We start from the raw sequence: 22,258 nt of genomic DNA on the forward strand, positions 1-22,258 counted from the left end.
AGCTTGATTTTGATTTGGTTTATTATAACAATTGACCTTGACAAATGAGTCTGAATTTAGTATAATGTCAATAATGATAATTTTCATATACTATATTAGAAGGAGCTGTATATTATGAAAGTTGATGTTGAAAAGAGTTTTGTTACTCCGCTGCCTGTTTTTATTATCGCTACCTATAGTCCCGAGGGCATTCCAAATGCCATGAATGCGGCTTGGGTCGGTCAGGTGGGCAGAGATATGATATCTATTAGTCTCGGCAATCACCCAAGCACTGAAAATATCAAGCGCAACCGTGCTTTCACGGTAAGCTATGCCACCAAGAAATACACTGCTGAATGTGATTATGTGGGTATAGTATCTTTCAATAAAGAGCCCGAAAAGCTGAAAAAGGCTGGATTTACCGTTACACCTTCAAAAAAGGTCAATGCACCCATCATCGACCAGCTTCCTGTAGCTATCGAATGTGAAGTCGTTGACATTATGCAGGAGTATGGTGAGACCAGAGTTACCGCGAAGATAGTCGGCATGGTGGCAGATGATTCCGTGCTGACGGTAGGTAAAGTTGATCTTACCAAGCTTCAGCCGATAATGTATGATTCCTCTGCCAAAACATACAGACTCATCGGCGATAATGTCGGCGGCGCATGGAACGCAGGTAAGAAATTCATGTAATGATCTTTACTGCGGCAGATTATTTTCTGCCGCAGTTTTATTGTATAAAGAACTCTTTTTTCTTCTGCTAAAATAAGCTGGTCAACGGTTGAATTTATTCCTTGACGGTGGTATAATTATAGGGAGGTCGATACTATGAAAGAACGCATAAGAAGCTATACAGATATCGTCAGTTTCGATGACGACGGTATAACTTTTTCTTCTGGTGAAAGGATCGTTTACTCTGAGTGCGGGGAGGACAGCTGTGTAGCTGAGCGAGATATCTGCGCAAAACCGCCATATTTTGAGTTTTATACCTCGGACAGGCACACAAAGGTCGTCTTTGACAGAACGGGTCTGCTGAGCAAAACAGTCAATGAGCGTGAGTTTGTAAAACTTCAGTCTATCATCAGCGATGCAGGTTATAAGAGCTATGATCTCAGCTGATATCCCATAAAAAATGCATAAGAAAGTGTGACATAAATGGACAAAAAATACTTACAGCTCCTGTCCAAGGAGTTTCCGAATATAGACAGTGCCGCAAGTGAGATAGTTAATCTTTCGGCGATACGAAGTCTGCCCAAGGGCACTGAATACTTTTTCAGCGATATGCACGGTGAGTACGAAGCTTTTTTGCATATGCTGAAAAGTGCCTCGGGTATGATTAAGATAAAAATTGATCTTACTCTCGGAAAGACAGTTTCTTCAGCCGAAAGGGAAGCACTTGCCGCCCTTATCTACTATCCCGACAAAGAGCAGAAGCGTCTCAGAAAAGCAGGGCTTCTCACCGATGAATGGCGCAGTCTTACTATCTATCGCCTTATAATCGTTCTTGAAGCTGTTTCCGCAAAGTATACACGTTCCCGCGTAAGGAACAGTATCCCCCAGGACATGGTCTATATTCTTGATGAACTTCTCAATGTTACCGACGATATCGTAAAGGATTATTATTACGATGAGATAATCACCACAATTCTCGATACAGGCATAGCTGACCATTTTATCAAGGAACTCTGCAAGGTGATACAGTCCCTTGCGATAGACAGTCTGCACATTATCGGCGATATCTTCGACAGAGGACCACGCGCAGATATCATCGTTGATGAACTGATGAAGATGCACGATGTTGATATACAGTGGGGCAATCACGATATTTCATGGATGGGTGCGGCTTCGGGCAACAGAGCGCTGATAGCCAATGTTATCCGTATTTCCATGAGGTATAACAACTTTGATATCCTTGAAGATGGCTACGGTCTGAATCTCCGTGCCCTTGCGGTTTTTGCAGGCGAAGTCTACAAGGACGACCCCTGCACCATCTTTATGCCGCATACTCTCGATGATAATATCTATGACCCTGTTGATACAAATCTTGTTGCAAAAATGCATAAGGCAATAACTGTTATACAGCTGAAGCTTGAAAGTCAGCTGATTAAGCGTCATCCCGAATGGGAAATGGATGACCGTGAATTATTCAGCAATATTGACCCGGAAAATGGCACTTTCAAGCTTAACGGAAAGACCTATGAGCTTCTCGATAAGAATTTTCCCACAGTGGATAAGGCTGATCCTCTTGCGTTGACTGACGAAGAAAACGAGCTTATGACCGTGCTCGCGAATTCCTTTATGCACAGCGAAAAGCTTGCCGACCATATGCGTTTTCTCTATAACAATGGTTCAATGTACAAGACCATAAATGGCAATCTGCTTTTCCATGGCTGTATACCTCTTGATGAAAATGGCGAACTTCTCTCTGTAAAGATAGAGGGCGAAGATCATTCGGGAAAGGCACTTCTGGATAAGCTGGACGAAGTTGCTAATAAAGCATATTTTCTCCGTAGCGGTGAAGAAAAGGAAAACTCCGCCGACTTGTTATGGTATCTGTGGTGCGGACCTCGTTCTCCCCTTTACGGAAAGGACAAGATGGCATTCTTTGAAAGATATTTTATAGATGACAAGTCACTTCATACCGAAAATTATAACCCTTATTATCAGTTCTCCGAGAACGCGGAAGTATGCATGAGGATACTTGAAATGTTCGGTCTTGACCCCGAAAGGGGACATATCATCAACGGTCATGTGCCTGTTAAGATCAAGAACGGTGAAAGTCCAGTTAAGGCTGGCGGAAAGCTTTTTGTAATTGATGGCGGTATCTCAAAGGCTTATCAGAAAGCCACAGGCATCGCGGGCTACACACTTATATGTGACAGCCACAGCCTCAACCTCGCCGAGCACAAACCCTTTATAGCAGGGGAGAGTGAACACACTCCTACTCTTCATCTTGTAGAGCGTTTTGATCATCGCGCGAACATATGCGATACCGACAGGGGCGAGGAACTCCTTGCCAAGATAAATGATCTCCGCGAACTGTTGAAAGCGTACCGTTCGGGTATCATCAAGCAGAAAAAGGATATCGACAGAAGAACATTGTGAAGTATACTATTATAATAGTATAGAGTTATAAGCACAAAATTAATACATCAAACCGACTTCGTAACTTGCGGGGTCGGTTTGATGTTATGTGTTGAATTTTGTAAAAAAATGTGTTATAATATGTTTCGGCGGTATTGTCTAAAAATGGCATGACCGCATATTTTCATAATAAGGCGGGGAGGTCTTAAAATGGAAGAGCTGATAAAGCAGTTTCTTGAAGACGAGGTCACCGATCTGACCTATAACGAATTGTGGCATTTTGTCAAGTCTAATTCCATACTTCGCGGCACATTTGAGGGTCAGAACCATATCGTGATGAAGATAGCCTCGGGTCAGTTTATTATATACCACGTGAATATCGGCGTGGAAAATACCAAGTATCAGCCTGCGGTAATGGTGGCGAGGAATTATCTGCTGAAAAAGATAAACAGCCGCGCCTATGAGCTGAAACTGCCTGATATACAGAACGTTTTTGATTAGGAGAATGAATAATGAGTATACCACTGGCGGAAAGAATAAGACCCAAAACGCTTGATGAAATAGTTGGTCAGTCCCATCTTATGGGGGAGGGCAAGCCGCTGAGACGAATAATCGAGAGCGGTACTATACCCAATCTGATATTCTACGGACCTTCGGGTGTAGGCAAGACAACGATAGCTCGGTTTATCGCTGAAAATGCCAACATGACCATGTATAAGCTCAACGGTACATCTGCATCTGTGGCTGATATCAAGCAGATAATCGCTGAGACCGAGATGATCGGCGGTATTAACGGAATCCTGCTGTATCTCGACGAGATACAGTATCTGAATAAAAAGCAGCAACAGTCACTGCTTGAATACATTGAGAACGGCAAGATAACGCTGATATCTTCGACTACGGAAAATCCATATTTTTATGTATATAACGCTATAATCAGCCGATCGACAGTATTCGAGTTCAAACCTGTTACTCCTGAGCAGATAAGTCCTGCCATAAAACGGGCTTTTGATCTTATGGCGCAGGATATGGGCACTGAAGTCGTTCTTGAAGATGGTGTTATAGAGCATATCGCCAGGGGTTGCGGCGGTGATGTGAGAAAGTCCATCAACACAGTGGAGCTTTGCGTGCTTTCAGCTGAAAACGGCTCAAAGGGCGAACTTCATGTGAAGATGGATACTGTCCGCGAACTTACCCAGCGCAGCAATATGCGTTACGACAGGGAAGGCGACGAGCATTACGATATCCTTTCGGCACTGCAAAAATCTATACGCGGTTCTGACGAGAATGCCGCAATACATTATGCTGCAAGACTCATCGAAGCAGGAGATATCATATCTCTCTGCCGTAGACTTCTTGTTATTGCCAGTGAGGACGTTGGTCTTGCATACCCCATGGCAGCGGTGATTACCAAATCATGCGTTGATTCAGCACTTCAGCTTGGTTTGCCAGAGGCGCGTATACCTCTTGCAGAGGCAGTAATAATGCTTGCGACCGCGCCAAAATCAAACAGCGCTTACATGGCTATCAATACAGCGCTTGAAGATGTCAAAAACAGCGGTCCGCTGGATTTCCCACGTCATTTGCAAAACAAGCATTTTGACGGCGCAGAAGCAAAGGTGAAAGGACAGCATTATCTCTACCCACACAATTACCCCGAGCACTGGGTGAAACAGCAGTATCTCCCCGATGCACTTAAAGACCGTGTGTACTATAATTATGGTGAAAACAAGGCAGAACAGGCTGCAAAGCTTTACTGGCAGAAGATCAAGGAGAAATAATGAAATCGAAAAAGAATAAAAAGAATAATCTGCTCATGATGGTAATAGGCGCGCTGATTGGTGCGGCTGCGGGTTTTATCATGTCATCGGGCGGCGGCAAAAAGCTTGGTGGACGCTATATGCTGTTATTTGTAGCGGCTCTCATCGTATGGTATTTTATCAGTATAATTATCCATGAGAGCGGTCATCTTGTGATGGGTCTGCTGACAGGCTACAAATTTGTATCTTTCAGGATCGGGAGTTTTACCATTTTAAGGCAGAACGGAAAGTTTGTTGTAAGAAAATATTCAATCCCGGGAACAGCAGGACAATGTCTGCTTACACACGATGTGGTAGAAAAAGATGAGGACATACCATACTTTTGGTATCACGCAGGTGGAGGACTATTTAATTTATTCACTGCAGGACTTTACAGTTTAATATTTCTGAACACGACAAGTATAATACTTTATACAATTTTTAAAGCGGCAACAGCGATCTCGTTTTTTGTGGGAGTTTTAAATCTTATCCCTCTGAAAGCGGTAGGGCTTCCAAACGATGGTTCTCATATCATGGAACAGATTCGTTCTCTCACGGTTCGCCGATTGACCCTGAATACCCTTATAATTAACGGCAGGCAATATCAAGGCGAAACACTTGACTCAATGCCCGACAGCCTGTTCGAGGGCGGCGACCCCAATGGATCTATCATCGCTTCCGGTATCGAAGCTGTTAACGCTACAAGAGATATGGAACGAAGAGACTTTGAATCGGCAAAATCCCGATTTAAGGCTATTTTAGATAATGAAAAGACGGTAAATCTCATAAGGCTTGAGAGTTCCTGTGACCTGCTTTGCTGTCTGATACTGACCGGTGCTTCTCCCAAGGAGATAGATGAACTGTATGCCGATGATCTGAAAAAATACATCGACGTTACCTGTAATACAATGATAGGCAGACACCGTCTTATGTACGTATACTATTATATATATAAGAAGGATAAGATCAACGCTGACAAGGAATACAACTTGGCAGATGTTATGAGCAAGGATTATCTCAATCCCGGTGAAGCTAAAGCCGAAATGGCTCTTATCGAGTATATCAAGGAAAATTACTGACATTACTAATGCGGAGAAAAAATTATTTCTCCGCATTTCTTTTGGTGTTCAGAAAACCGAAACTAATTTTCTGCCACTTTCCTTAGTTGAATATTCCCATTTTTTAAGATGTCCAGAATTGATAAAATAATTGATTTTGCTTGGAAAACATAGGTTTTCAAAAACATCTACTATTATCAGTTTGACTTTCATTTTTTCGGGTATCAAGGCTTTTATATATACACTCGCTGCCTGTCCTGCGGTGACACCATCCTTGGGTTCTGCAAGCCCTGCAAGGTTTGGCGCAAGCTCGATGAAAATGCCGTAATCCTCTACCGAGCGTATAACTCCCCCTACTGTCTCACCCGCTGAAAACATCTGAGCGTTCTGCTGCCACGTACCAAGGAGTTCCTTGTGGGTCAGGCATATCCTGTCTCCTGAGATATTCTTTACTGCCGCATAGATATCCTGTCCGTTGAAAAATCTGTCATTAGGGTGAGATATACGTGATACGGATATAGCGTCTATGGGTATCAGCGATGGTATCCCACAGCCTATGTCCACAAAAGCCCCAAAGGGTTCAAGATGTGTGATCTTTGCAGGGATAACGTCGCCGCATTGAAGTTTTGATATGTAATTTTCCAGACATTCTTCCTGCGCTGCACGTCGGGATAGGACAGCGGTTACGCCGTTTTCATCTGTCACAATGTCGATCACTTTAAAGCAAACGGTCTTGTTTACCCTTGAAAGCAAGGCGATATCTCTCGTAGTTCCATCGGCAATTCCGAGAGCGCCTTCTGTACGGGGAATAATGCCTTTTCCGAATGGAAGTTCCACCACAAGATCGTGTTCTGTTGTACACATTACAGCGTGTCCCTCCAGTATCAGTCCACGTGTCATTGCCTCAGCCATGTTTTCAGCACTTTGAAGATAAAACTTGTTTTCCGGTGAGTTGAACATCCTGCCCTCGGGGAAGTATTTAGTCATTTATTTGCACCTCTTTCTCTTGTGACTTTTTTTCGGTCACTATCTGTTGATGTCTTTATCAGTCTGTTATACAAAATCTTGATTTGCTGTAATATACTATGCAAATTCTCCTAAATCAATCACAATTCTTTTTGAGATGTTTGTGCAAAATCATGGTATTTTTTGTCGAGCGCTTGACAAATTTCAGACGATGTGTTACACTAGGTGCATTGTTTGTAATCGAATCGTAATCTTTGGTGTAAAATGCGGTGTTTGCGATTACAAATCGTTACAGAAAATCAGATATTTCAGACAGCTTTATTTTATGGGTTTTCTTTGGGACAACAAACGATCGATTTACTCGCGTAAGCTGGACTAAAATAACGAAAGGGTGTGAAACGGCAGGTTTTCCGACGGGATAAAGATAATACCGCGGTAAGCCGTGTCAGATTTGGAAATGAGTATTATTAACAGAAATAAGTTCATGGTGAATTTGAAGAAAATAGCAGTTATTGTGATGACGCTTGCTATCGTGTTCGTTATGACGGATATGTCAGGTTTCAAGGCTTCGGCTTTGACATCATCTAAGGCGGCAGTTCCGAAGTTTGCAGCTGAAAAGACTTACGAGTCTTCCTATACTCATCCATACAACAAGCAGATAGATACCATAACTCTCCATTGGGGCAAGACCAAGGGTGCAAACAGATATCAGGTATATATCAAGGGTGGAAACTACAAGAGCTGGACAAGATACTGCACTACCACCAATAACGTTGTATCTGTTAAAAAACTCTCCCGCGCCACTGAGTATAAATTCAAAGTAAGGGCGATATATTCCGGCAACACTTATTCCTCTTTCTCGCCTGTACAGACCATCCGCACAGCTCGTATGAATTACGACAAGGCAGGCTGGGAGGCTATGTGCCGTATAGTTTACCACGAGGTAGGCAGAATAAACGACAGTATGTGGGATAAGCCCATCGTTTATGTTTCCGACTGCGTCGTTAACCGTTTCGTTTCGGCTAAGTACTGTAATGACCCCCTGTGGACTCCTTTCTACAAGAATTACAGCAATATCCAGTCCATCATCTACCAGAGCGGCGGATTTATGTCCGACTATGGTCTTACAAGAGATGGATGCAAGTACAGCAACGTAGCTGACAAGTGCAAGGTAGCTGTCTGGGGCGCTGTTTATGGAACCACTTCCTACAAGGGAATAAAGAACGATTACAGTGTTTACTACTGGTGCAATAGAAGCTATTACACCAACAGCAGCAAGATAGCTTACTCTTTCAAGATCCCGTGGGGTTATTTCTCCATCTGGAGAACCTACTGGGGCTAATATGAATACCCGCGTTCCCGTTTATCGGGAACGTTTTTTGTTACATAAAAAATCCCGCGGATAAGCTGTATCCGCGGGATTAGTGTTTATTCAAGTAAAATAAATTCTTTGATCTCCGAGAGCATATCCTTGCTGATGCCATTTACATACAAAAGCTGGAGAGCGTTTTCGTATTTTCCGCCCAGCTGTTGGCGTATTTCAATTATGCCATCTGCAAGATCTTCATTTATCAGCAGACATTCCATCAGTTCTTCTTTATCTGCTTCGTTGATGTTTACCGGCTTGAGCTCATCGTCAGGTGCTGATTCGACGGAAGATGTGGTATCTACCGTAGATTCGCTATCATTCGTCTCAGGTGGGTGAGTTTCAGGTGGGACTGTTGTGTGTACTTCGGTAACTGTTTCGGGCGGCGGTGAATTGTCTGCATCGTCAACATAAAGATACTCAGAAAGCATCGACAGCTTGTTGCCGCCGATACCCGAGATCTCAAGCAGCTGTTCCATGTAGGTTATCAAACCGAGCCTGTCTCTCAGATCAAGTATCGCATAAGCTGTGCTTTCGCCTATGCCGTTTATCGCCATCAGTTCATCGAATGTCACAAGGTTGATATCGATAGGGAAGTTTATATCTGCTCTTTTTTCAGTGGTTTCTTTTCTTGTTTTTGAAGTGCTGACCTTGGTCGTTTTTGAAGTCTTGGAAGTAGTCTGCTTTGCGGTTTTTGCTTCCGTCACTTTGGAAGTCTTTTTCGTGGTGACTTTTTTTGCTCTTCTCGGATTTTGCCTTGCTGCTGTCATTTTCTGCGATAATGTTTTCGGTTTCCGAGGTGCTGTAAATGATAACTCTCTTGCTGTCTTTTTTATCGATAACTGCGGAAACAGCAGCAAATATCAGCAGTGCTGCCGCCAGCACTGCATAGATACCGTATTTCTTTGCCTTTTCCCGCAGATCGTTATTCATTGTTTACTCCTCCAGCATTGCATTCAGCTTGTCAAGCATATCCTTAAGCCAAACTCTATTTATCTCGGGTCTGCTGTCGTTTGTGATTATTTCTCTCAGAGGTGCTTCTCTTATCATCGCCATAGCCATGTCCATTCCGATACCGCTTACAGCAGTATCGAACATACTGCGGCAGATCTTTTCTATAAATCCGCCGAATACCTCGCGTCCTTCGCTGCAGGAAAGAACATCGCCCACCGTGCTGTTGAATGTGAACTGAACAGGCAGCTTGGCTTCGCTGTTGACGTATACCGAGCCCGAAAGCCTGATATCCCTTGATGAAGAACCTATCATTATCTCGAATTCTCCGTACTCAACGAACCAGTCATTGATCGCGGTCTCATAATAAGCGAAAGCTCTCTTGTCAAGGCTGAAAAATACTTTCTTTGTCTCGCCTGGTCTCAGGCTGACTTTTTCAAAGCCTTTGAGTTCTTTTACAGGTCTTGCTACCGAAGATTCCTTGTCGCCCACATAAAGCTGAACAACTTCCATGCCCGCTCTGGTGCCTGTGTTAGTGACATTACAGCTGACAGTCAGGGTCTGATCATCACTGATCTCGTTTTCTGAGATAACAAGATCGCTGTACTCGAATTGTGTGTATGAAAGTCCGTAACCAAAGGGGAAGCGAACGGACATATTCTTCTTGTCATAGTATCTGTATCCAACGAATATTCCCTCGCGGTAATTTATCTCATCACCCACACCGGGGAAATTCAGGTATGAGGGATTATCTTCCAGCTTCATGCACCAGCTTTCAGCCAGCTTGCCGCTTGGTACTGCCTCACCGAAAAGCAGGTCGCAGGTGGCTTTGCCGATGGCCTGCCCGCCAAGATACACTTCCAGCAAACCTTTAATGTCATCGAAGAAAGGCAGTTCAACAGGAGAACCGTTGTGCAGCACAACAATGATATTTTTGTTTACCTTGCTGACTTCTCTTATCAGTTCTAGCTGACACTCAGGCATTCTCATGTGCGACCTGTCAAAGCCTTCTGATTCAAAGCTTTCGGGCAGCCCCGCAAAGATGACAACCTTGTCGTTGTACTTTGCACATTCCACAGCCTGCTCAAGTAGTTTCGCGTCGGTCTTATCCTCCGTGGTGATATAACCCTGGGCGTATTCTACCTTGCAGAATTCCTTTGCGGCTTCAAGCGCGGATGTCACCTTGAAAGAATTTATGTGCGAACTTCCTCCGCCCTGATACCTTGGCTTGTCGGCAAACTCGCCGATGAAGCATATCTTGTCTTCTTGGTTGAGGGGAAGAATATCATCTTCGTTTTTGAGAAGGACCGCGCACTGTTCCGCTATCTTTGCAGCAAGTTCGTGATGTGATTCCATGTCCCATTCACATGGAGTGCGGCTTTCTTCGGCTTTATCTACCAGTTTCAGAACACGTTCAACACATTTGTCCAAAGCTTTCATGCTGAGTTTTCCGCTGTTTACTGCATCAACAATCAGCTTGTCGTTTTTGCCAAAGCTTGCAGGCATTTCAAGGTCAAGACCTGCTTTGATGCCCTCAACTCTGTCATCAACAGCGCCCCAGTCGCTCATAACCAGACCATCATAGCCCCAATCGTTTCTAAGCACATCTGTCAGAAGCCACTTGTTCTGCGAGGAATGATATCCGTTTATCCTGTTGTATGAACACATGACCGTCCATGGCGAAGCCTGCTTGACAGCGCCCTCAAAAGCGGCAAGGTATATCTCACGGAGAGTTCTTTCGTCTATCCTCTCGTTTACGGTCATTCTGCGGGTCTCCTGATTGTTCGCTGCGAAATGTTTCAGTGATGTACCCACGCCTTTACTCTGAACACCTTTTATCTGCGCCGCCGCCATTTCGGAAGCGAGATACGGGTCTTCGGAAAAATACTCGAAATTTCTGCCGCACAGCGGTGAACGCTTGATGTTGCAGCCGGGACCAAGTATAACTGAAACTTTTTCAGCCTGACACTCTTCGCCAAGTGCCTTGCCCATAGCTGTCATCAGATTTCTGTCAAATGAACAAGCAAGAGCGCTTGCTGTGGGGAAGCATACTGCTTTTATGGCTTCCTGCGGGTTGGCTGAATTTTCAGCATTTTTTCTCAGTCCATGAGGACCGTCCGAGACCATTATCTGCGGTATCGCAAGCCTTTCCACAGCCTTTGTGTGCCAGAAATCAGCTCCCGAGCAAAGACTTGCTTTCTCTTCAAGTGTAAGTTCTTTCAGTATTTTCTTGATGTTCATTTTCATGACCTCCGTTTCCTTAGCATAGAGTATTATAAAAATCTTCAAGTGCTTTTATCGTATCAAAATATTTTTTCGATGGTATCTCAAGTTCGTCATGATAAATTAACTGTTCGTCTTTCCATTCTCCCGACATAAGCTTGATATTATCGCCGTCCGATATTATAAAAACGCTCCATCTGTCATCGTTTATCTCGTGAAAGGGTATCTGAAACGTACCGTCATACCAAGCATCACGTTCTTTTCCATAAGTTTTGTCTGCCATTATTTCAAAAAGCTTTTCACTTTCCGTGTGATAAAGCTTTTTATTGACAACAGGATTTCTCATAGCCGAGTTTTCGGATAGTACATCGGGAAGTTCCGAATTGAAAGTAGTGGTCCTGACATTTTTGGGATAAAGTTCGTCGTTCATCATCATAAACATCAGACCGTTCTTGAAACTGCTGTCGCTCCATTCGGGGATATACTCTACCATAAATCCGAAATTGCAGGGATATTTTACATCACCTATGAACATTTGCCTATGCGTCCTTTCCGTTTACGTCTGCGATAAGCTTTTCAAGTGCTGCCGCGAAATCCTTGTCATTGTCAGCACTTCGCTTTGCGGGACCTTTCAGATGTTTTCCGCTTCGTTTAAGTTTTTTGGCGATATGTCTTGACATCAGCAGAGAGTCGATATTATCGCTGTCATAGACAAGTCCGTTCTGATTTATAGCATACGCCCTCTTCGCAAGGCACATGGCAGCAAGACCGTAATCCTGCGTAACGGCGATATCGTTCTTTGCCATGAAGTTCACAAGTGCGAAGTCTGCGCTGTCAGCACCTTTGCTGACGGTTATTACTTCTGCACCACGCCCTGAAAATTCATGAGCGGTATCGCAAACTATCGTTACGGGGATTTCGTGCCTTTTAGCGATATCCAGTGTCAGCTTCACTACGGGACAGCCGTCCGCATCGATGAAGATACACATCAGTTGTTTTCCTCGCCCTCTATGTAGAAAGTCGCTTCCATATCAGCGATATGTGTTGCCACTGCAAGAGGGTACATCCCCAGCGCCTGACCGATGGTGTTTACGTTTTCTTCGCCGGAAAAGCCCATGTGCCAGCGTATCGCCATTGCTTCCTCGCGGGTAAGTCTCATGTAACTGCTGACGATATATACGGATTTTTCACCGTGGCCGTAGGGCAGCGTGTCGTGATACTCATAGTAGGGAACTTTCTCCCACTGACCTGTAACATCGTTTTTCTTGTTGCGGGTGCTGACCCTGTAAAGGTTGACTTTGCAGATATCGTGCAGCAGTGCCACTATCGCAATGCTTTCCTCAGGAAAGTCCATGCCGTAAACGTCTTTGACTCTTGTCCTTTCAAGATAATTTTTCAGGCAGTCGTAAACATTCAGGCTGTGTTCGCAGAGACCGCCTTCATAGGCGCTGTGATATCTGGTCGATGCAGGTGCAGTGAAAAAGTCGCTGTTCTCGCTTAGAAGATAGGTCAGCAGCTTATCTGCGCCCTTTCTTGTGATGTTTGCGTTGTATATCTCAACAAATCTTGCCTTGTTTTCTTCTGGATTTGTCATAGTTAAACCTCCGTTGTGAAAAATCTACAATTTACTGTTTCTATTATATCACATTTTTATACTCTTGAAAAGACTTTTTGCAAATTTTTTCACAAGTGATGATGTATTTTTTATCGATATGTGTTATGATATGATAAGTGTTGTTATGTCCGTTTTCAGAAAGCGGATTATACGGCAGTTAATCTGAAAGAGGTGCTGAGATGAAAGATTATAAGGCTTACATTTTCGACTTTGACCTTACCCTGGCAGATTCTTCTAAGGGCATACTCGAATGTTTCAGGCATACGCTGAAATATTTTGGCTATGAAGTTCCGGATGACAGAGCGATATACAATACCATCGGGCTTACTTTGCAGGACGCTTTCGATATCCTTACCGATACGCCTATGAATCCTAAGCGTGATGAAATGAGAAAAGTCTATGTGGAAAAGGCAAATGATGTTATGTCGGCACATACATATTTCTACGAGGATACTTTACCGATACTTGAAAAACTTCGCGCTAACGATATCAAGACTGCAATTGTCTCCACCAAGATGCGTTACAGGATAGTCGAATCTTTTGAAGTTCAGCTTGGTGTTCATCCATATGATGTTATAGTTGGTCTGGAAGATGTATCTGCCCCCAAGCCCGACCCTCAGGGTATCATGAAAGCCATGGAGCTTCTTGGGGTGACGAAAGACGAAGTCCTCTATGTCGGTGACAGTTATATCGATGCCGAAACAGCAGTGAATGCAGGTGTTGATTTTGCCGCCGTGACAACAGGTCCCACCGATAAGGTGACCTTTATGCGCTACCCGAATATAGCTATCGGCAGCTCTCTTTCCGAAGCACTCCCTAAAATGTGAATCTGATGTAAAAATAATCATAAAATATTGTTAAAAAACCTTGCTTATTTGGGCGGAAAATGATATAATATAATTTGATATTAAGCTTTGAAATAATTCACGTTTACGGAAAGGAAAGCTGATAATGGTAAAAAGTATGACAGGCTTCGGCAGAGAACATATTGTTGCCGAGGGCAGAGAGATCATTGTTGAGATTCGTTCGGTAAATCACAGATACTATGAGTTTACCTCCAGAACTCCCCGCGCTTACGGATATCTTGACGAAAAGCTCAAGGCTTTTCTGAAAAGCGGTATATCCAGGGGTAAAGTGGAGGTCTCTGTGTCTATTTACAATCAGGAAGGCACAGATGCTGAGATCGAACTGAACAAGTCAGTGGCTAAGGGGTATCTCGATGCACTGAGAGGTGCAGCTGATGAACTCAACCTCAGCGATGACCTTACTCTTGCTAACATCATGAAGCTGCCCGATATTTTCACCGTGGTCAAAAAGACCGAGGATGAGGAAGTTATCTGGGCACAGGTAAAGGGTGTGGCTCAGACAGCTCTTGACAGATTTGTTGAGATGCGCGAGACCGAGGGCAAAAAGATGTATGAAGATGTAAGCTCCCGTCTTGATTATATCGAAAAGACAGTGGGCGAAATCGAAGAGCATCAGCCATCGGTAGCACAGAGCTACAGCGAAAGGCTTTATGAGAAGATCAAGGATACCCTCAAAGGCACAGGTGCTGACAATATCGATGAGCAGAGAATACTCACAGAGGTCGCTATATTCGCTGACAAGGTAGCCATCGATGAGGAGACTGTAAGACTGAGGAGCCATATCTCCCAGTTCAGGGATCTGATCGCTTCCGATGAACCTGTGGGCAGAAAGCTGGATTTCCTTGTTCAGGAAGTCAACAGGGAAGTCAACACCATCGGTTCTAAGGCAAACGATCTGACTATCACAAAGAAAGTCGTCGATCTCAAAGCCGAGATCGAAAAGATCAGGGAGCAGATACAGAATATCGAATAAGTTGGTGATCTCATGCAGCTGATAAACATAGGTTATGGGAATATGGTCTCAGCATCAAGGGTAATTGCAATCGTAGCGCCTGATTCCGCGCCGATAAAAAGGCTGATACAGGAATCACGCGACAAGGGCACCCTGATAGATGCGACCTACGGCAGAAAAACACGTGCTGTCGTAATTATGGACAGCGACCATGTGGTGCTGTCGGCAGTATCCCCCGAAACAGTATGCGGCAGGGCTGCCGAAGAGGAGGTTGAAGAAGATGGATAAGATGGAAAAAAGAGAACCCAAGCTGATAATAGTTTCAGCTCCCTCGGGCTGCGGCAAGGGTACGATAATGGAGAAGGCTTTCAAGAAAAACGAAGTTTTCTACTCCGTTTCCTGTACAACGAGAGGTCCCAGACCCGGAGAAGTACCGGGAGAGAGTTATCATTACATCACCACTGAAGAGTTTGAGAAGATGATAGCTGAGGATAATTTTCTTGAATATGCAAAATATAATCAGACCTATTACGGAACACCCAGAAAGCCTGTTGAGGAAAATCTTGCAGCAGGCAAGGACGTTATCCTTGAGATAGAAACTCAGGGTGCTTTTAAGGTAAAGGCCATAAGACCTGAGGTTTCTTCGCTGTTTATCCTGCCGCCGTCTATAAGTGAACTCAGAAGAAGACTTCACAAGAGGGCGACAGAGGATGAAGAAACTATCGAAAAGCGCGTTGCACAGGCAGCGGGCGAGATAGAGAAGTCCGACAAATATGATTATGTGATAATGAATGACGACCTAGAAGCTGCACTTGAAGATTTCAAGGCTGTCATTGATGGTATAAGGGGCGAGAAAGAACCCGCTGTAAGGTTCAGTCCCAAAAATGAAGAGATTAAAAATATGATACGAGAGGTGCTTGAAAATGCTTAGACCGGCAGTATGTCAGATACTTAAAAACAATGAGAGCTATTATTCACTGGTGATAGCTGTTGCAAAACGTGCAAGAGAGATCACAGATGAGGCTAGCAAGAACGAGAAAATTCTTGAAGAGAAGCCTGTAAAGACCGCAGTTGATGAACTCGCGGCTGCTGAATACAAGATAATCGAGGACGCATCACTGAAAAACTGATAGCGGAGGTCTGTTGAAATGGGAGAAAGGGAGACTGTTGCGTATGTGGCGATGAACCATGCGGCTTACAGCTTTGACAGCGAATACAGTTATTTCGTTCCCGAAAGATACAGACAGGTACTCAAAGCGGGAATGAGGGTGCTGGTATCCTTCGGCCGCGGCAATAACAGGGTGATAGGTCTTGTTACAAGACTTGGTCATAACGATGATAACAGACATAAGCTGAAGCCTGTTATCTCGGTCATAGATAAGGAGAGCCTTGTTACCGATGAGATGATGAAGATCATTTTCTGGCTGAAAGAGAATACTTTCTGCACCTATTATGACGCTTTCAAAAGTGCTGTACCTACTGGGTTCTCGTACAAGGTCGATATGCATTTCGCACTTGTGAATACTTATATCGACACAGAGAGCCTTAGTGCAGAGGAAGCCGAAATTGTCGGTTTCCTTGAAAGCTGTGACGATGCTGCTGAAATCGACAAGTATTTTGACTTGAAAGCCAATCCTCAGCGTAAAAAGCCTTTGGATAGTCTGATAGACAAGGGCTATGTAGAGGAAGTTCCGAGCTTCAAGAGGAAAGTCGGTGATGATAGCGTTAAAATGGCTGTTCTCAACGATGGTTATGAAGATGCCGACCTCACCCCTAAGCAGAAAAAAGTTGTGGAGCTTCTTGAAGAAAGCGGCTCGGCATCGGTAAAAGAGCTTTGCTATATGACGGGCTGTACAGCTACCATCATCAAAAGGCTTTGCGATAAGGAAGTCCTGCGGATCTATGAGCAGGAAGTCATGCGCAATGCAGTTGGTGAACTGGGTGACAGAGAAAGCCCCGAGGATATTATCCTTAATGATGAACAAATGATGGCGTATAACGGCATAATGTCCCTTATACGTGCAGGAAAGCCCGCAGGTGCACTGCTTTACGGTGTTACCGGCAGCGGCAAGACTTCTGTTTTCATAAGGGTGATCGATAGTGTTGTAAAAATGGGAAAAACGGCGATAATGCTCGTTCCCGAGATCTCCCTTACTCCTCAGATGCTTGCAAGGTTCAAGGTTCTTTTCGGTGAGAATATCGCACTGTTACATTCGTCACTGTCGCTGGGACAGCGCATGGACGAATTCAAGCGCATAAAGCGCGGTGAAGCAAGGATAATCATCGGTACAAGGAGCGCAGTTTTCGCTCCTGCCGATAATATCGGTGTTATAATAATGGACGAAGAGGGTGAGCAGTCCTATAAATCGGACTCCAATCCTCGTTATCATGCCAGAGATGTGGCTATTCAGCGTTGTGGACATAACGGTGCGCTTCTGTTGATGGCTTCGGCGACACCATCGCTGGAAACTTTTTATCACGCGCAAAAGGGAAGATTCCATCTTTTCACCCTTGCCCACAGGTACAGCGATGCTGCACTCCCAAAGGTCGAGATAATCGATATGCAGACAGAATCAGCTGAGGGCAACGACAGCCTTGTAAGCCGAAAGCTAGCTGATAAGCTGACAGAAACTCTGCAAAGGGACGAACAGGCGATACTTCTCCTGAACAGACGAGGTTTCACTACTTACGTCAGCTGTGCAAGCTGTCGACAGCCTGTAGTGTGCCCCAAGTGCAATATTCCACTGACTTACCACAAAAAGAATGACAGGTTTATGTGCCATTACTGCGGTTACACTATGGATAATCTTGCGGTATGTCCTTCCTGCGGTTCAGATAAGCTGAAGTCAAGCGGAGTGGGTACTCAGAGGGTGGAGGACGAACTTGCCAGGATATATCCTGATGCAAGGATTCTGCGTATGGATGCGGATACAACATCATCGCGATACGCCTATGAGGAAAAATTCAAGGCATTTGAGAACCACGAGTATGATATCATGCTTGGTACGCAGATGATAGCTAAGGGTCTTAACTTCCCGAACGTTACGCTGGTGGGTGTTATATCCCTTGATAAAGCTCTGTTTACGGGGGATTTCAGAAGCTATGAGAGGACATTCTCACTGCTTACTCAGGTGGCTGGAAGAAGCGGGCGAGGCAGCAAGCCGGGGTCTGCTTATATTCAGACTTTTGTGCCCGATCATTATGTACTTAATCTTGCGGCGGAGCAGAATTATGATGAGTTTTATGCCGAAGAGATAGCCCTGAGACAATCGCTGATCTATCCGCCATGCTGTGATATCTGTGTTATAGGATTTTCTGCTGTTATGGAAAGCAGAGCGATAGCCGCAGCTGATCATGTGGCTGCGTTCATAGGTCAATATCTCAAGGTAAATAAGGTGGATTTTCCGTTGCGTGCGATTGGCCCTGCACCCTGTACCCTTGAAGTTATAAATGGCAGGTTCAGGTACAGGCTGATACTTAAATCTAAAAATACCAGGTGTTTCAGGCAGATGATAGCAGCTGTGCTGAAAGACTTCAACGATAACAAGGACTTCAGAGAAGTCCGCATTTATGCCGATATCAACGGTGATATCGGCCTTTAGAAAGGAAAGTGTGAAATGGCTGTCAGGAATATACTGAACAAAAGCGATGAAACTCTGCATAAGGTCTGCCGACCTGTAGAGAAATTCGATGAAAAGCTGTGGACATGGCTGGACGATATGAAGGAGACCCTCGCTAAGGCGAACGGTGTCGGTCTTGCTGCACCGCAGGTCGCTATCCTCAGACGCTTCTGCATAATCGATGTTGGCGACGGCAATGTTTATGAGCTGATAAACCCCGAGATAATCTGGAAGTCCGAGGAAACACAGAGAGTACTTGAGGGCTGTCTGTCCTGTCCCGGTGAGTGGGGCTATGTTACCAGACCTATGAGCGTTAAATTCAAGGCACAGGATAGGAACGGCGAATGGTATGAAATGGAAGTCAGCGAGCTTTTTGCTCAGGCTGTATGCCATGAGACCGCACATCTTGACGGTCACCTGTTTACCGAAGTTGTTGAAGAATTTGTTGAGGTAGATGAGAAATGAAAATAGTTTTCATGGGTACGCCTGATTTTGCAGTGCCTTCTATGAAAGCGCTGTATGAAGCGGGTCACGAGGTGCAGGCGGTTTTCTGTCAGCCCGACAAGCCCAAGGGCAGAGGTATGAAGCTAGTTGCTCCCCCGGTCAAGGAGTTTGCGGTTGAAAAAAATATCCCAGTGTATCAGCCTAACAGCCTTAAAAACGGCGGCGAGGAATTTATCAAGATACTGGAAGACCTTGCACCCGAATGTATAGTTGTTGCGGCATACGGAAAGATACTGCCGAAATCGGTGCTTGATATACCGAAGTTCGGCTGTGTTAACGTTCACGGATCGCTTCTGCCGAAATACCGCGGTGCTGGTCCGATACAGTGGGCGGTGCTGAATGATGAAAAGACTACGGGCATAACAACGATGCTGATGGGCGAGGGTCTTGATACAGGCGATATGCTGTTGAAATGCGAGACCGAGATCGGCGAAAACGAAACTGCAGCCGAGCTTTTTGACAGGCTGGCAGATATGGGTGCCGATCTGATAGTTGAGACTCTTGAAAAGCTTGAAAAGGGAGAGATTACACCTGTTCCTCAGAATGAGGAAGAAGCTACATATGCGCCTATGCTGACTAAGGAGCTTTCTCCCATTGATTTCACTAAGACTGCAAGAGAAGTCCACAAGCAGATCTGCGGACTTTCTGACTGGCCTTGTGCGACTACCCTTATAAGCGGTAAAAGACTTAAAGTTTATCATTCCGAGATAGTAGAGGGAAATTCCGATAAACCCGCAGGAACCGTTGTAAAGGCTAAAGACTTGACGATTGCTTGCGGCGAAGGTTTGATTAGATTTACCGAGATACAGGCAGAAGGCTCAAAGAGAATGGCAACAGCTGATTACCTCAGAGGTAAGCCTATAGCCGAAGGAACTGTACTTGGAATATGACAAGTGATATAACTTGTCGGTTGGAGGATATATAATTTGGGAAATACTAGGTGGTATACAGTCAGGCTCCTTACAAAGCTTGATGAGAACAATTCATACTCCAATATCCTGCTGGACGAATCATTAAGCAGAAGCGATTTTGATAAGCGGGACAAAAAATTCATAGCTGCATTGTTTTACGGTGTACTTGAAAGACGTCTGACACTTGATGCCATCATTGCAGATCTTTCAAAGAATCCTAAGAATAAGCTGAATTTCACACTCAGGAATATCCTTCGCTGTGGACTTTATCAGCTGAAATACATGGATTCAGTTCCTGATAACGCAGCTGTGGATGAATCTGTTGAACTGGCTAAAAAGTGCAGAAATCCTGCATCTGCGGGCTTTACAAACGGTCTGCTTAGAGAATTCATCAGACGCGAAAAGGCTCTGCCTAAGACCGATAACGAGATCGATAGACTATCTCTGGAGTATTCCTGCCCGAGATGGCTGGTGGGAAAATGGATGACTGAATATGGCAAGGGTAAGTGCTTGTCACTTCTGGAAACCTCGCTTGGGCAGGCTCCTACTACCGTAAGGCTAAATAACTTGTCAGGTTACATCGATGAAACTCTGGATATGCTGCTTGCAGATGACATCACTTTTGAGCGTTCCAAAATGCTTGAATATGCTGTGAATGTAGCTAATGCAGGAGCAATCGAAAAGACTGAGGCTTATAAACAGGGAAGATTTCATGTTCAGGATCTTGCAAGTCAGCTTTGCTGTAAAACTCTTGATCCTCAACCCGGGGATACTATTCTTGATCTGTGTTCCGCACCGGGCGGTAAGACTTTCACCATCGCTGAGATGATGAATAATGAGGGCAGAGTACTTGCTTTCGATCTCCACCCAAACAGAGTAAAGCTTATCCGTTCGGGCGCTGAAAGACTTGGTCTTTCGTGTGTTACTGCCGAGGTCAATAATGCAAAGGTATTCAATCCCGATCTGCCAATGGCTGACAGAGTGCTTGTTGATGCTCCCTGTTCAGGTCTTGGTGTTATAAGGCGAAAGCCAGAGATCAAGTACAAAGATCCTTCCGAATTTGAAAGACTTCCTATCATTCAAGCAGAGATACTTGACACAGCTTCAAAATACGTAAAGGAGAATGGATTTCTGGTTTATTCCACCTGCACGGTATCAAGAGCTGAAAATGATGAAGTCGTGAAGCAGTTCCTTGCTTCACATCAAAATTTCGAACCTGCCGAGGATTGTGATGCATTTATGCAGACCATCACTCCCGATATGTATGGTTCTGATGGATTTTTCATCGCTAAATTAAGGCGTCGGAGGTGAATGTATGGTCGCTTACGACGAAAATGGAAAGATAGATATTTTAGGTCTGCTTCCTGATGAACTCGAAGAGCAGATCCTTCTTGCGGGAGAAAAGAAATTCCGCGCAAAACAGATATTTGAATGGCTTCACGTCAAAAGGGTGGATAGTTTTGTTAAAATGACTAATCTATCTGTACAATTGAGAGAAAAGCTAGAAAAAATATTTTGTTTAAAATCACTATTTATCGTAAAAAGACTTGAAAGTAATACCGATAATACTGTAAAATATCTTTATAGGCTTCCTGACGGCAACCATGTTGAGACTGTTATCATGGAGTATAACTACGGCAATACTGTCTGCGTTTCTACACAGGTAGGCTGTAAGATGGGGTGCAGGTTCTGCGCTTCGACTATTGCGGGGTACAAGAGAGATCTCTCGTCCTCGGAGATACTGCTTCAGATATATGAAGCGGCAAGGGATAGCGGCAGGAAGATAACGGGTGCAGTACTCATGGGTATCGGCGAGCCGATGGATAATTTCGATAATGTCGTGAATTTCCTTAAGGTGCTCTCCTGTGAGCAGGGTACGAATATGTCGCTTAGACACGTTTCGGTTTCTACCTGCGGGATAGTGCCGAGGATATACGAACTTGCCGAGATGAAACTTGGTATAACGCTGTCGATCTCCCTCCATGCTTCAAACAATAAAAGCAGAAGTGAAATAATGCCCGTTAACAATAAGTATGATATAAACGAACTTCTGACTGCCTGCAGATATTATTTCAAGGTCACAGGCAGAAGGATATCTTTTGAATATGCGCTTATTGACGGCCACAATGATAAGCAGTCCGATGCTGAAGAACTCGCCGCGCTGCTTAAAAACTTTGTGTGCCATGTGAATATCATTCCCGTTAATAAGATCAAGGAACGCGATTACAGGTCTGACAGAAAGGCGGCTGAACGTTTCCGTAAGCGGCTTGAAGCTCTCGGTCTTAACGCGACTGTGCGCAGGACTCTTGGTTCTGATATTGACGCTGCCTGCGGTCAGCTGAGGCGGGAATATGAAATATGATG

At 44.5% G+C, this 22,258-nt stretch carries 24 protein-coding genes; 17 read left to right on the forward strand and 7 right to left on the reverse strand.

All coding sequences use genetic code 11. The features are described from left to right. The first annotated feature begins 114 nt into the window (after nt 1-114). From BM265_RS12660 to BM265_RS12685, 6 genes are all read left to right on the forward strand, one after another. A complete protein-coding gene (locus BM265_RS12660; RefSeq protein WP_074962178.1) occupies nt 115-672 on the forward strand; it encodes a flavin reductase family protein in 558 nt (185 codons plus the stop codon). A gap of 135 nt (nt 673-807) precedes the next feature. Next, nucleotides 808-1,098, forward strand: a complete 291-nt coding sequence (locus tag BM265_RS12665; RefSeq protein WP_074962179.1) for a hypothetical protein — start codon at nt 808-810, stop codon at nt 1,096-1,098. Nucleotides 1,099-1,134: 36 nt separating this feature from the next. Next, nucleotides 1,135-3,084: a fructose-1,6-bisphosphatase gene (locus BM265_RS12670; RefSeq protein ID WP_074962180.1), complete on the forward strand. Its 1,950-nt coding sequence runs from the start codon at nt 1,135-1,137 to the stop codon at nt 3,082-3,084. A gap of 189 nt (nt 3,085-3,273) precedes the next feature. Beyond that, nucleotides 3,274-3,564, forward strand: coding sequence for a hypothetical protein (locus BM265_RS12675; RefSeq protein WP_074962181.1), 291 nt, complete (start codon nt 3,274-3,276; stop codon nt 3,562-3,564). Between the two features lie 11 nt (nt 3,565-3,575). Next, entirely contained in the window at nt 3,576-4,844 is a 1,269-nt protein-coding gene (locus tag BM265_RS12680) for a replication-associated recombination protein A (RefSeq protein WP_177219593.1), read from the forward strand. Beyond that, nucleotides 4,844-5,941 carry a zinc metalloprotease gene (locus tag BM265_RS12685; protein WP_074962182.1) on the forward strand — a complete coding sequence of 366 codons (1,098 nt, stop codon included), beginning with the start codon at nt 4,844-4,846 and terminating at the stop codon, nt 5,939-5,941. The genes BM265_RS12680 and BM265_RS12685 overlap by 1 nt, the downstream gene beginning before the upstream one ends. Nucleotides 5,942-5,989: 48 nt before the next feature. Here BM265_RS12685 and BM265_RS12690 read toward each other — a convergent pair whose 3' ends face one another. Continuing rightward, nucleotides 5,990-6,907 carry a S1 RNA-binding domain-containing protein gene (locus BM265_RS12690; RefSeq protein WP_074962183.1) on the reverse strand — a complete coding sequence of 306 codons (918 nt, stop codon included), beginning with the start codon at nt 6,905-6,907 and terminating at the stop codon, nt 5,990-5,992. 436 nt (nt 6,908-7,343) lie between these two features. Between BM265_RS12690 and BM265_RS12695 the strand changes: the two genes are divergently transcribed. After that, the gene (locus BM265_RS12695) at nt 7,344-8,228 is read left to right on the forward strand and encodes a fibronectin type III domain-containing protein (protein WP_074962184.1); all 885 of its coding nucleotides are present in this window, start codon (nt 7,344-7,346) and stop codon (nt 8,226-8,228) included. Nucleotides 8,229-8,314: 86 nt separating this feature from the next. On the opposite strand, the gene BM265_RS12700 is transcribed toward BM265_RS12695, so the two are convergent. The 6 genes from BM265_RS12700 to BM265_RS12725 are packed head-to-tail and all read right to left on the reverse strand — an operon-like array spanning nt 8,315 to nt 13,020. Continuing rightward, the gene (locus BM265_RS12700; RefSeq protein ID WP_074962185.1) at nt 8,315-8,959 is read right to left on the reverse strand and encodes a ComEA family DNA-binding protein; all 645 of its coding nucleotides are present in this window, start codon (nt 8,957-8,959) and stop codon (nt 8,315-8,317) included. Next, a complete protein-coding gene (locus BM265_RS20130) occupies nt 8,868-9,185 on the reverse strand; it encodes a hypothetical protein (protein WP_074962186.1) in 318 nt (105 codons plus the stop codon). The genes BM265_RS12700 and BM265_RS20130 overlap by 92 nt, the downstream gene beginning before the upstream one ends. A gap of 3 nt (nt 9,186-9,188) precedes the next feature. Then, nucleotides 9,189-11,450 (reverse strand): glycoside hydrolase family 3 C-terminal domain-containing protein, encoded by a 2,262-nt coding sequence (locus BM265_RS12710; protein ID WP_143098726.1) that lies wholly within the window; start codon nt 11,448-11,450, stop codon nt 9,189-9,191. Between the two features lie 13 nt (nt 11,451-11,463). Then, nucleotides 11,464-11,961 (reverse strand): immunity 42 family protein, encoded by a 498-nt coding sequence (locus BM265_RS12715; protein WP_074962188.1) that lies wholly within the window; start codon nt 11,959-11,961, stop codon nt 11,464-11,466. A gap of 4 nt (nt 11,962-11,965) precedes the next feature. After that, nucleotides 11,966-12,415: a YaiI/YqxD family protein gene (locus tag BM265_RS12720; protein WP_074962189.1), complete on the reverse strand. Its 450-nt coding sequence runs from the start codon at nt 12,413-12,415 to the stop codon at nt 11,966-11,968. Continuing rightward, on the reverse strand, nt 12,415-13,020 hold the full coding sequence (locus tag BM265_RS12725) for an HD domain-containing protein (RefSeq protein WP_074962190.1): 606 nt from the start codon (nt 13,018-13,020) through the stop codon (nt 12,415-12,417). The genes BM265_RS12720 and BM265_RS12725 overlap by 1 nt, the downstream gene beginning before the upstream one ends. Nucleotides 13,021-13,220: 200 nt before the next feature. Between BM265_RS12725 and BM265_RS12730 the strand changes: the two genes are divergently transcribed. From BM265_RS12730 to rlmN, 10 genes are all read left to right on the forward strand, one after another. After that, a complete protein-coding gene (locus BM265_RS12730; RefSeq protein WP_074962191.1) occupies nt 13,221-13,868 on the forward strand; it encodes an HAD family hydrolase in 648 nt (215 codons plus the stop codon). 124 nt (nt 13,869-13,992) lie between these two features. Further along, complete coding sequence (locus tag BM265_RS12735; protein WP_074962192.1) at nt 13,993-14,880, forward strand: YicC/YloC family endoribonuclease; 888 nt, start codon at nt 13,993-13,995, stop codon at nt 14,878-14,880. Nucleotides 14,881-14,892: 12 nt separating this feature from the next. Further along, a complete protein-coding gene (locus tag BM265_RS12740; protein WP_074827958.1) occupies nt 14,893-15,147 on the forward strand; it encodes a DUF370 domain-containing protein in 255 nt (84 codons plus the stop codon). Then, nucleotides 15,140-15,790, forward strand: a complete 651-nt coding sequence (gene gmk, locus BM265_RS12745; protein WP_143098727.1) for a guanylate kinase — start codon at nt 15,140-15,142, stop codon at nt 15,788-15,790. Before BM265_RS12740 ends, gmk begins: the two co-directional genes overlap by 8 nt. Further along, nucleotides 15,783-15,989 carry a DNA-directed RNA polymerase subunit omega gene (rpoZ, locus tag BM265_RS12750; protein WP_074827962.1) on the forward strand — a complete coding sequence of 69 codons (207 nt, stop codon included), beginning with the start codon at nt 15,783-15,785 and terminating at the stop codon, nt 15,987-15,989. Before gmk ends, rpoZ begins: the two co-directional genes overlap by 8 nt. Before the next feature lie 18 nt (nt 15,990-16,007). Next, nucleotides 16,008-18,461: a replication restart helicase PriA gene (priA, locus tag BM265_RS12755; RefSeq protein WP_074962193.1), complete on the forward strand. Its 2,454-nt coding sequence runs from the start codon at nt 16,008-16,010 to the stop codon at nt 18,459-18,461. Between the two features lie 15 nt (nt 18,462-18,476). After that, nucleotides 18,477-18,944, forward strand: a complete 468-nt coding sequence (gene def, locus BM265_RS12760; protein ID WP_074962194.1) for a peptide deformylase — start codon at nt 18,477-18,479, stop codon at nt 18,942-18,944. Further along, a complete protein-coding gene (gene fmt, locus BM265_RS12765; protein ID WP_074962195.1) occupies nt 18,941-19,873 on the forward strand; it encodes a methionyl-tRNA formyltransferase in 933 nt (310 codons plus the stop codon). The genes def and fmt overlap by 4 nt, the downstream gene beginning before the upstream one ends. Nucleotides 19,874-19,909: 36 nt before the next feature. Continuing rightward, a complete protein-coding gene (gene rsmB / locus BM265_RS12770; protein ID WP_074962196.1) occupies nt 19,910-21,205 on the forward strand; it encodes a 16S rRNA (cytosine(967)-C(5))-methyltransferase RsmB in 1,296 nt (431 codons plus the stop codon). Between the two features lie 4 nt (nt 21,206-21,209). Further along, the gene (rlmN, locus tag BM265_RS12775; protein WP_074962197.1) at nt 21,210-22,256 is read left to right on the forward strand and encodes a dual-specificity RNA methyltransferase RlmN; all 1,047 of its coding nucleotides are present in this window, start codon (nt 21,210-21,212) and stop codon (nt 22,254-22,256) included. Nucleotides 22,257-22,258: the final 2 nt, after the last annotated feature.

This window comes from Hominimerdicola alba, assembly GCF_900112155.1.
Classification (GTDB): Bacteria; Bacillota; Clostridia; order Oscillospirales; family Ruminococcaceae; genus Hominimerdicola; species Hominimerdicola alba_D.

What these genes read in the sequence shown, in the direction of transcription:
- BM265_RS12660 (WP_074962178.1), top strand. Translation starts at nt 115, where the DNA reads ATGAAAGTTGATGTTGAAAAGAGTTTTGTTACTCCGCTGCCTGTTTTT.
- BM265_RS12665 (WP_074962179.1), top strand. Translation starts at nt 808, where the DNA reads ATGAAAGAACGCATAAGAAGCTATACAGATATCGTCAGTTTCGATGAC.
- BM265_RS12670 (WP_074962180.1), top strand. Translation starts at nt 1,135, where the DNA reads ATGGACAAAAAATACTTACAGCTCCTGTCCAAGGAGTTTCCGAATATA.
- BM265_RS12675 (WP_074962181.1), top strand. Translation starts at nt 3,274, where the DNA reads ATGGAAGAGCTGATAAAGCAGTTTCTTGAAGACGAGGTCACCGATCTG.
- BM265_RS12680 (WP_177219593.1), top strand. Translation starts at nt 3,576, where the DNA reads ATGAGTATACCACTGGCGGAAAGAATAAGACCCAAAACGCTTGATGAA.
- BM265_RS12685 (WP_074962182.1), top strand. Translation starts at nt 4,844, where the DNA reads ATGAAATCGAAAAAGAATAAAAAGAATAATCTGCTCATGATGGTAATA.
- BM265_RS12690 (WP_074962183.1), bottom strand. Translation starts at nt 6,907, where the DNA reads ATGACTAAATACTTCCCCGAGGGCAGGATGTTCAACTCACCGGAAAAC.
- BM265_RS12695 (WP_074962184.1), top strand. Translation starts at nt 7,344, where the DNA reads ATGAGTATTATTAACAGAAATAAGTTCATGGTGAATTTGAAGAAAATA.
- BM265_RS20130 (WP_074962186.1), bottom strand. Translation starts at nt 9,185, where the DNA reads ATGAATAACGATCTGCGGGAAAAGGCAAAGAAATACGGTATCTATGCA.
- BM265_RS12710 (WP_143098726.1), bottom strand. Translation starts at nt 11,450, where the DNA reads ATGAAAATGAACATCAAGAAAATACTGAAAGAACTTACACTTGAAGAG.
- BM265_RS12715 (WP_074962188.1), bottom strand. Translation starts at nt 11,961, where the DNA reads ATGTTCATAGGTGATGTAAAATATCCCTGCAATTTCGGATTTATGGTA.
- BM265_RS12720 (WP_074962189.1), bottom strand. Translation starts at nt 12,415, where the DNA reads ATGTGTATCTTCATCGATGCGGACGGCTGTCCCGTAGTGAAGCTGACA.
- BM265_RS12725 (WP_074962190.1), bottom strand. Translation starts at nt 13,020, where the DNA reads ATGACAAATCCAGAAGAAAACAAGGCAAGATTTGTTGAGATATACAAC.
- BM265_RS12730 (WP_074962191.1), top strand. Translation starts at nt 13,221, where the DNA reads ATGAAAGATTATAAGGCTTACATTTTCGACTTTGACCTTACCCTGGCA.
- BM265_RS12735 (WP_074962192.1), top strand. Translation starts at nt 13,993, where the DNA reads ATGGTAAAAAGTATGACAGGCTTCGGCAGAGAACATATTGTTGCCGAG.
- BM265_RS12740 (WP_074827958.1), top strand. Translation starts at nt 14,893, where the DNA reads ATGCAGCTGATAAACATAGGTTATGGGAATATGGTCTCAGCATCAAGG.
- gmk (WP_143098727.1), top strand. Translation starts at nt 15,140, where the DNA reads ATGGATAAGATGGAAAAAAGAGAACCCAAGCTGATAATAGTTTCAGCT.
- rpoZ (WP_074827962.1), top strand. Translation starts at nt 15,783, where the DNA reads ATGCTTAGACCGGCAGTATGTCAGATACTTAAAAACAATGAGAGCTAT.
- priA (WP_074962193.1), top strand. Translation starts at nt 16,008, where the DNA reads ATGGGAGAAAGGGAGACTGTTGCGTATGTGGCGATGAACCATGCGGCT.
- def (WP_074962194.1), top strand. Translation starts at nt 18,477, where the DNA reads ATGGCTGTCAGGAATATACTGAACAAAAGCGATGAAACTCTGCATAAG.
- fmt (WP_074962195.1), top strand. Translation starts at nt 18,941, where the DNA reads ATGAAAATAGTTTTCATGGGTACGCCTGATTTTGCAGTGCCTTCTATG.
- rlmN (WP_074962197.1), top strand. Translation starts at nt 21,210, where the DNA reads ATGGTCGCTTACGACGAAAATGGAAAGATAGATATTTTAGGTCTGCTT.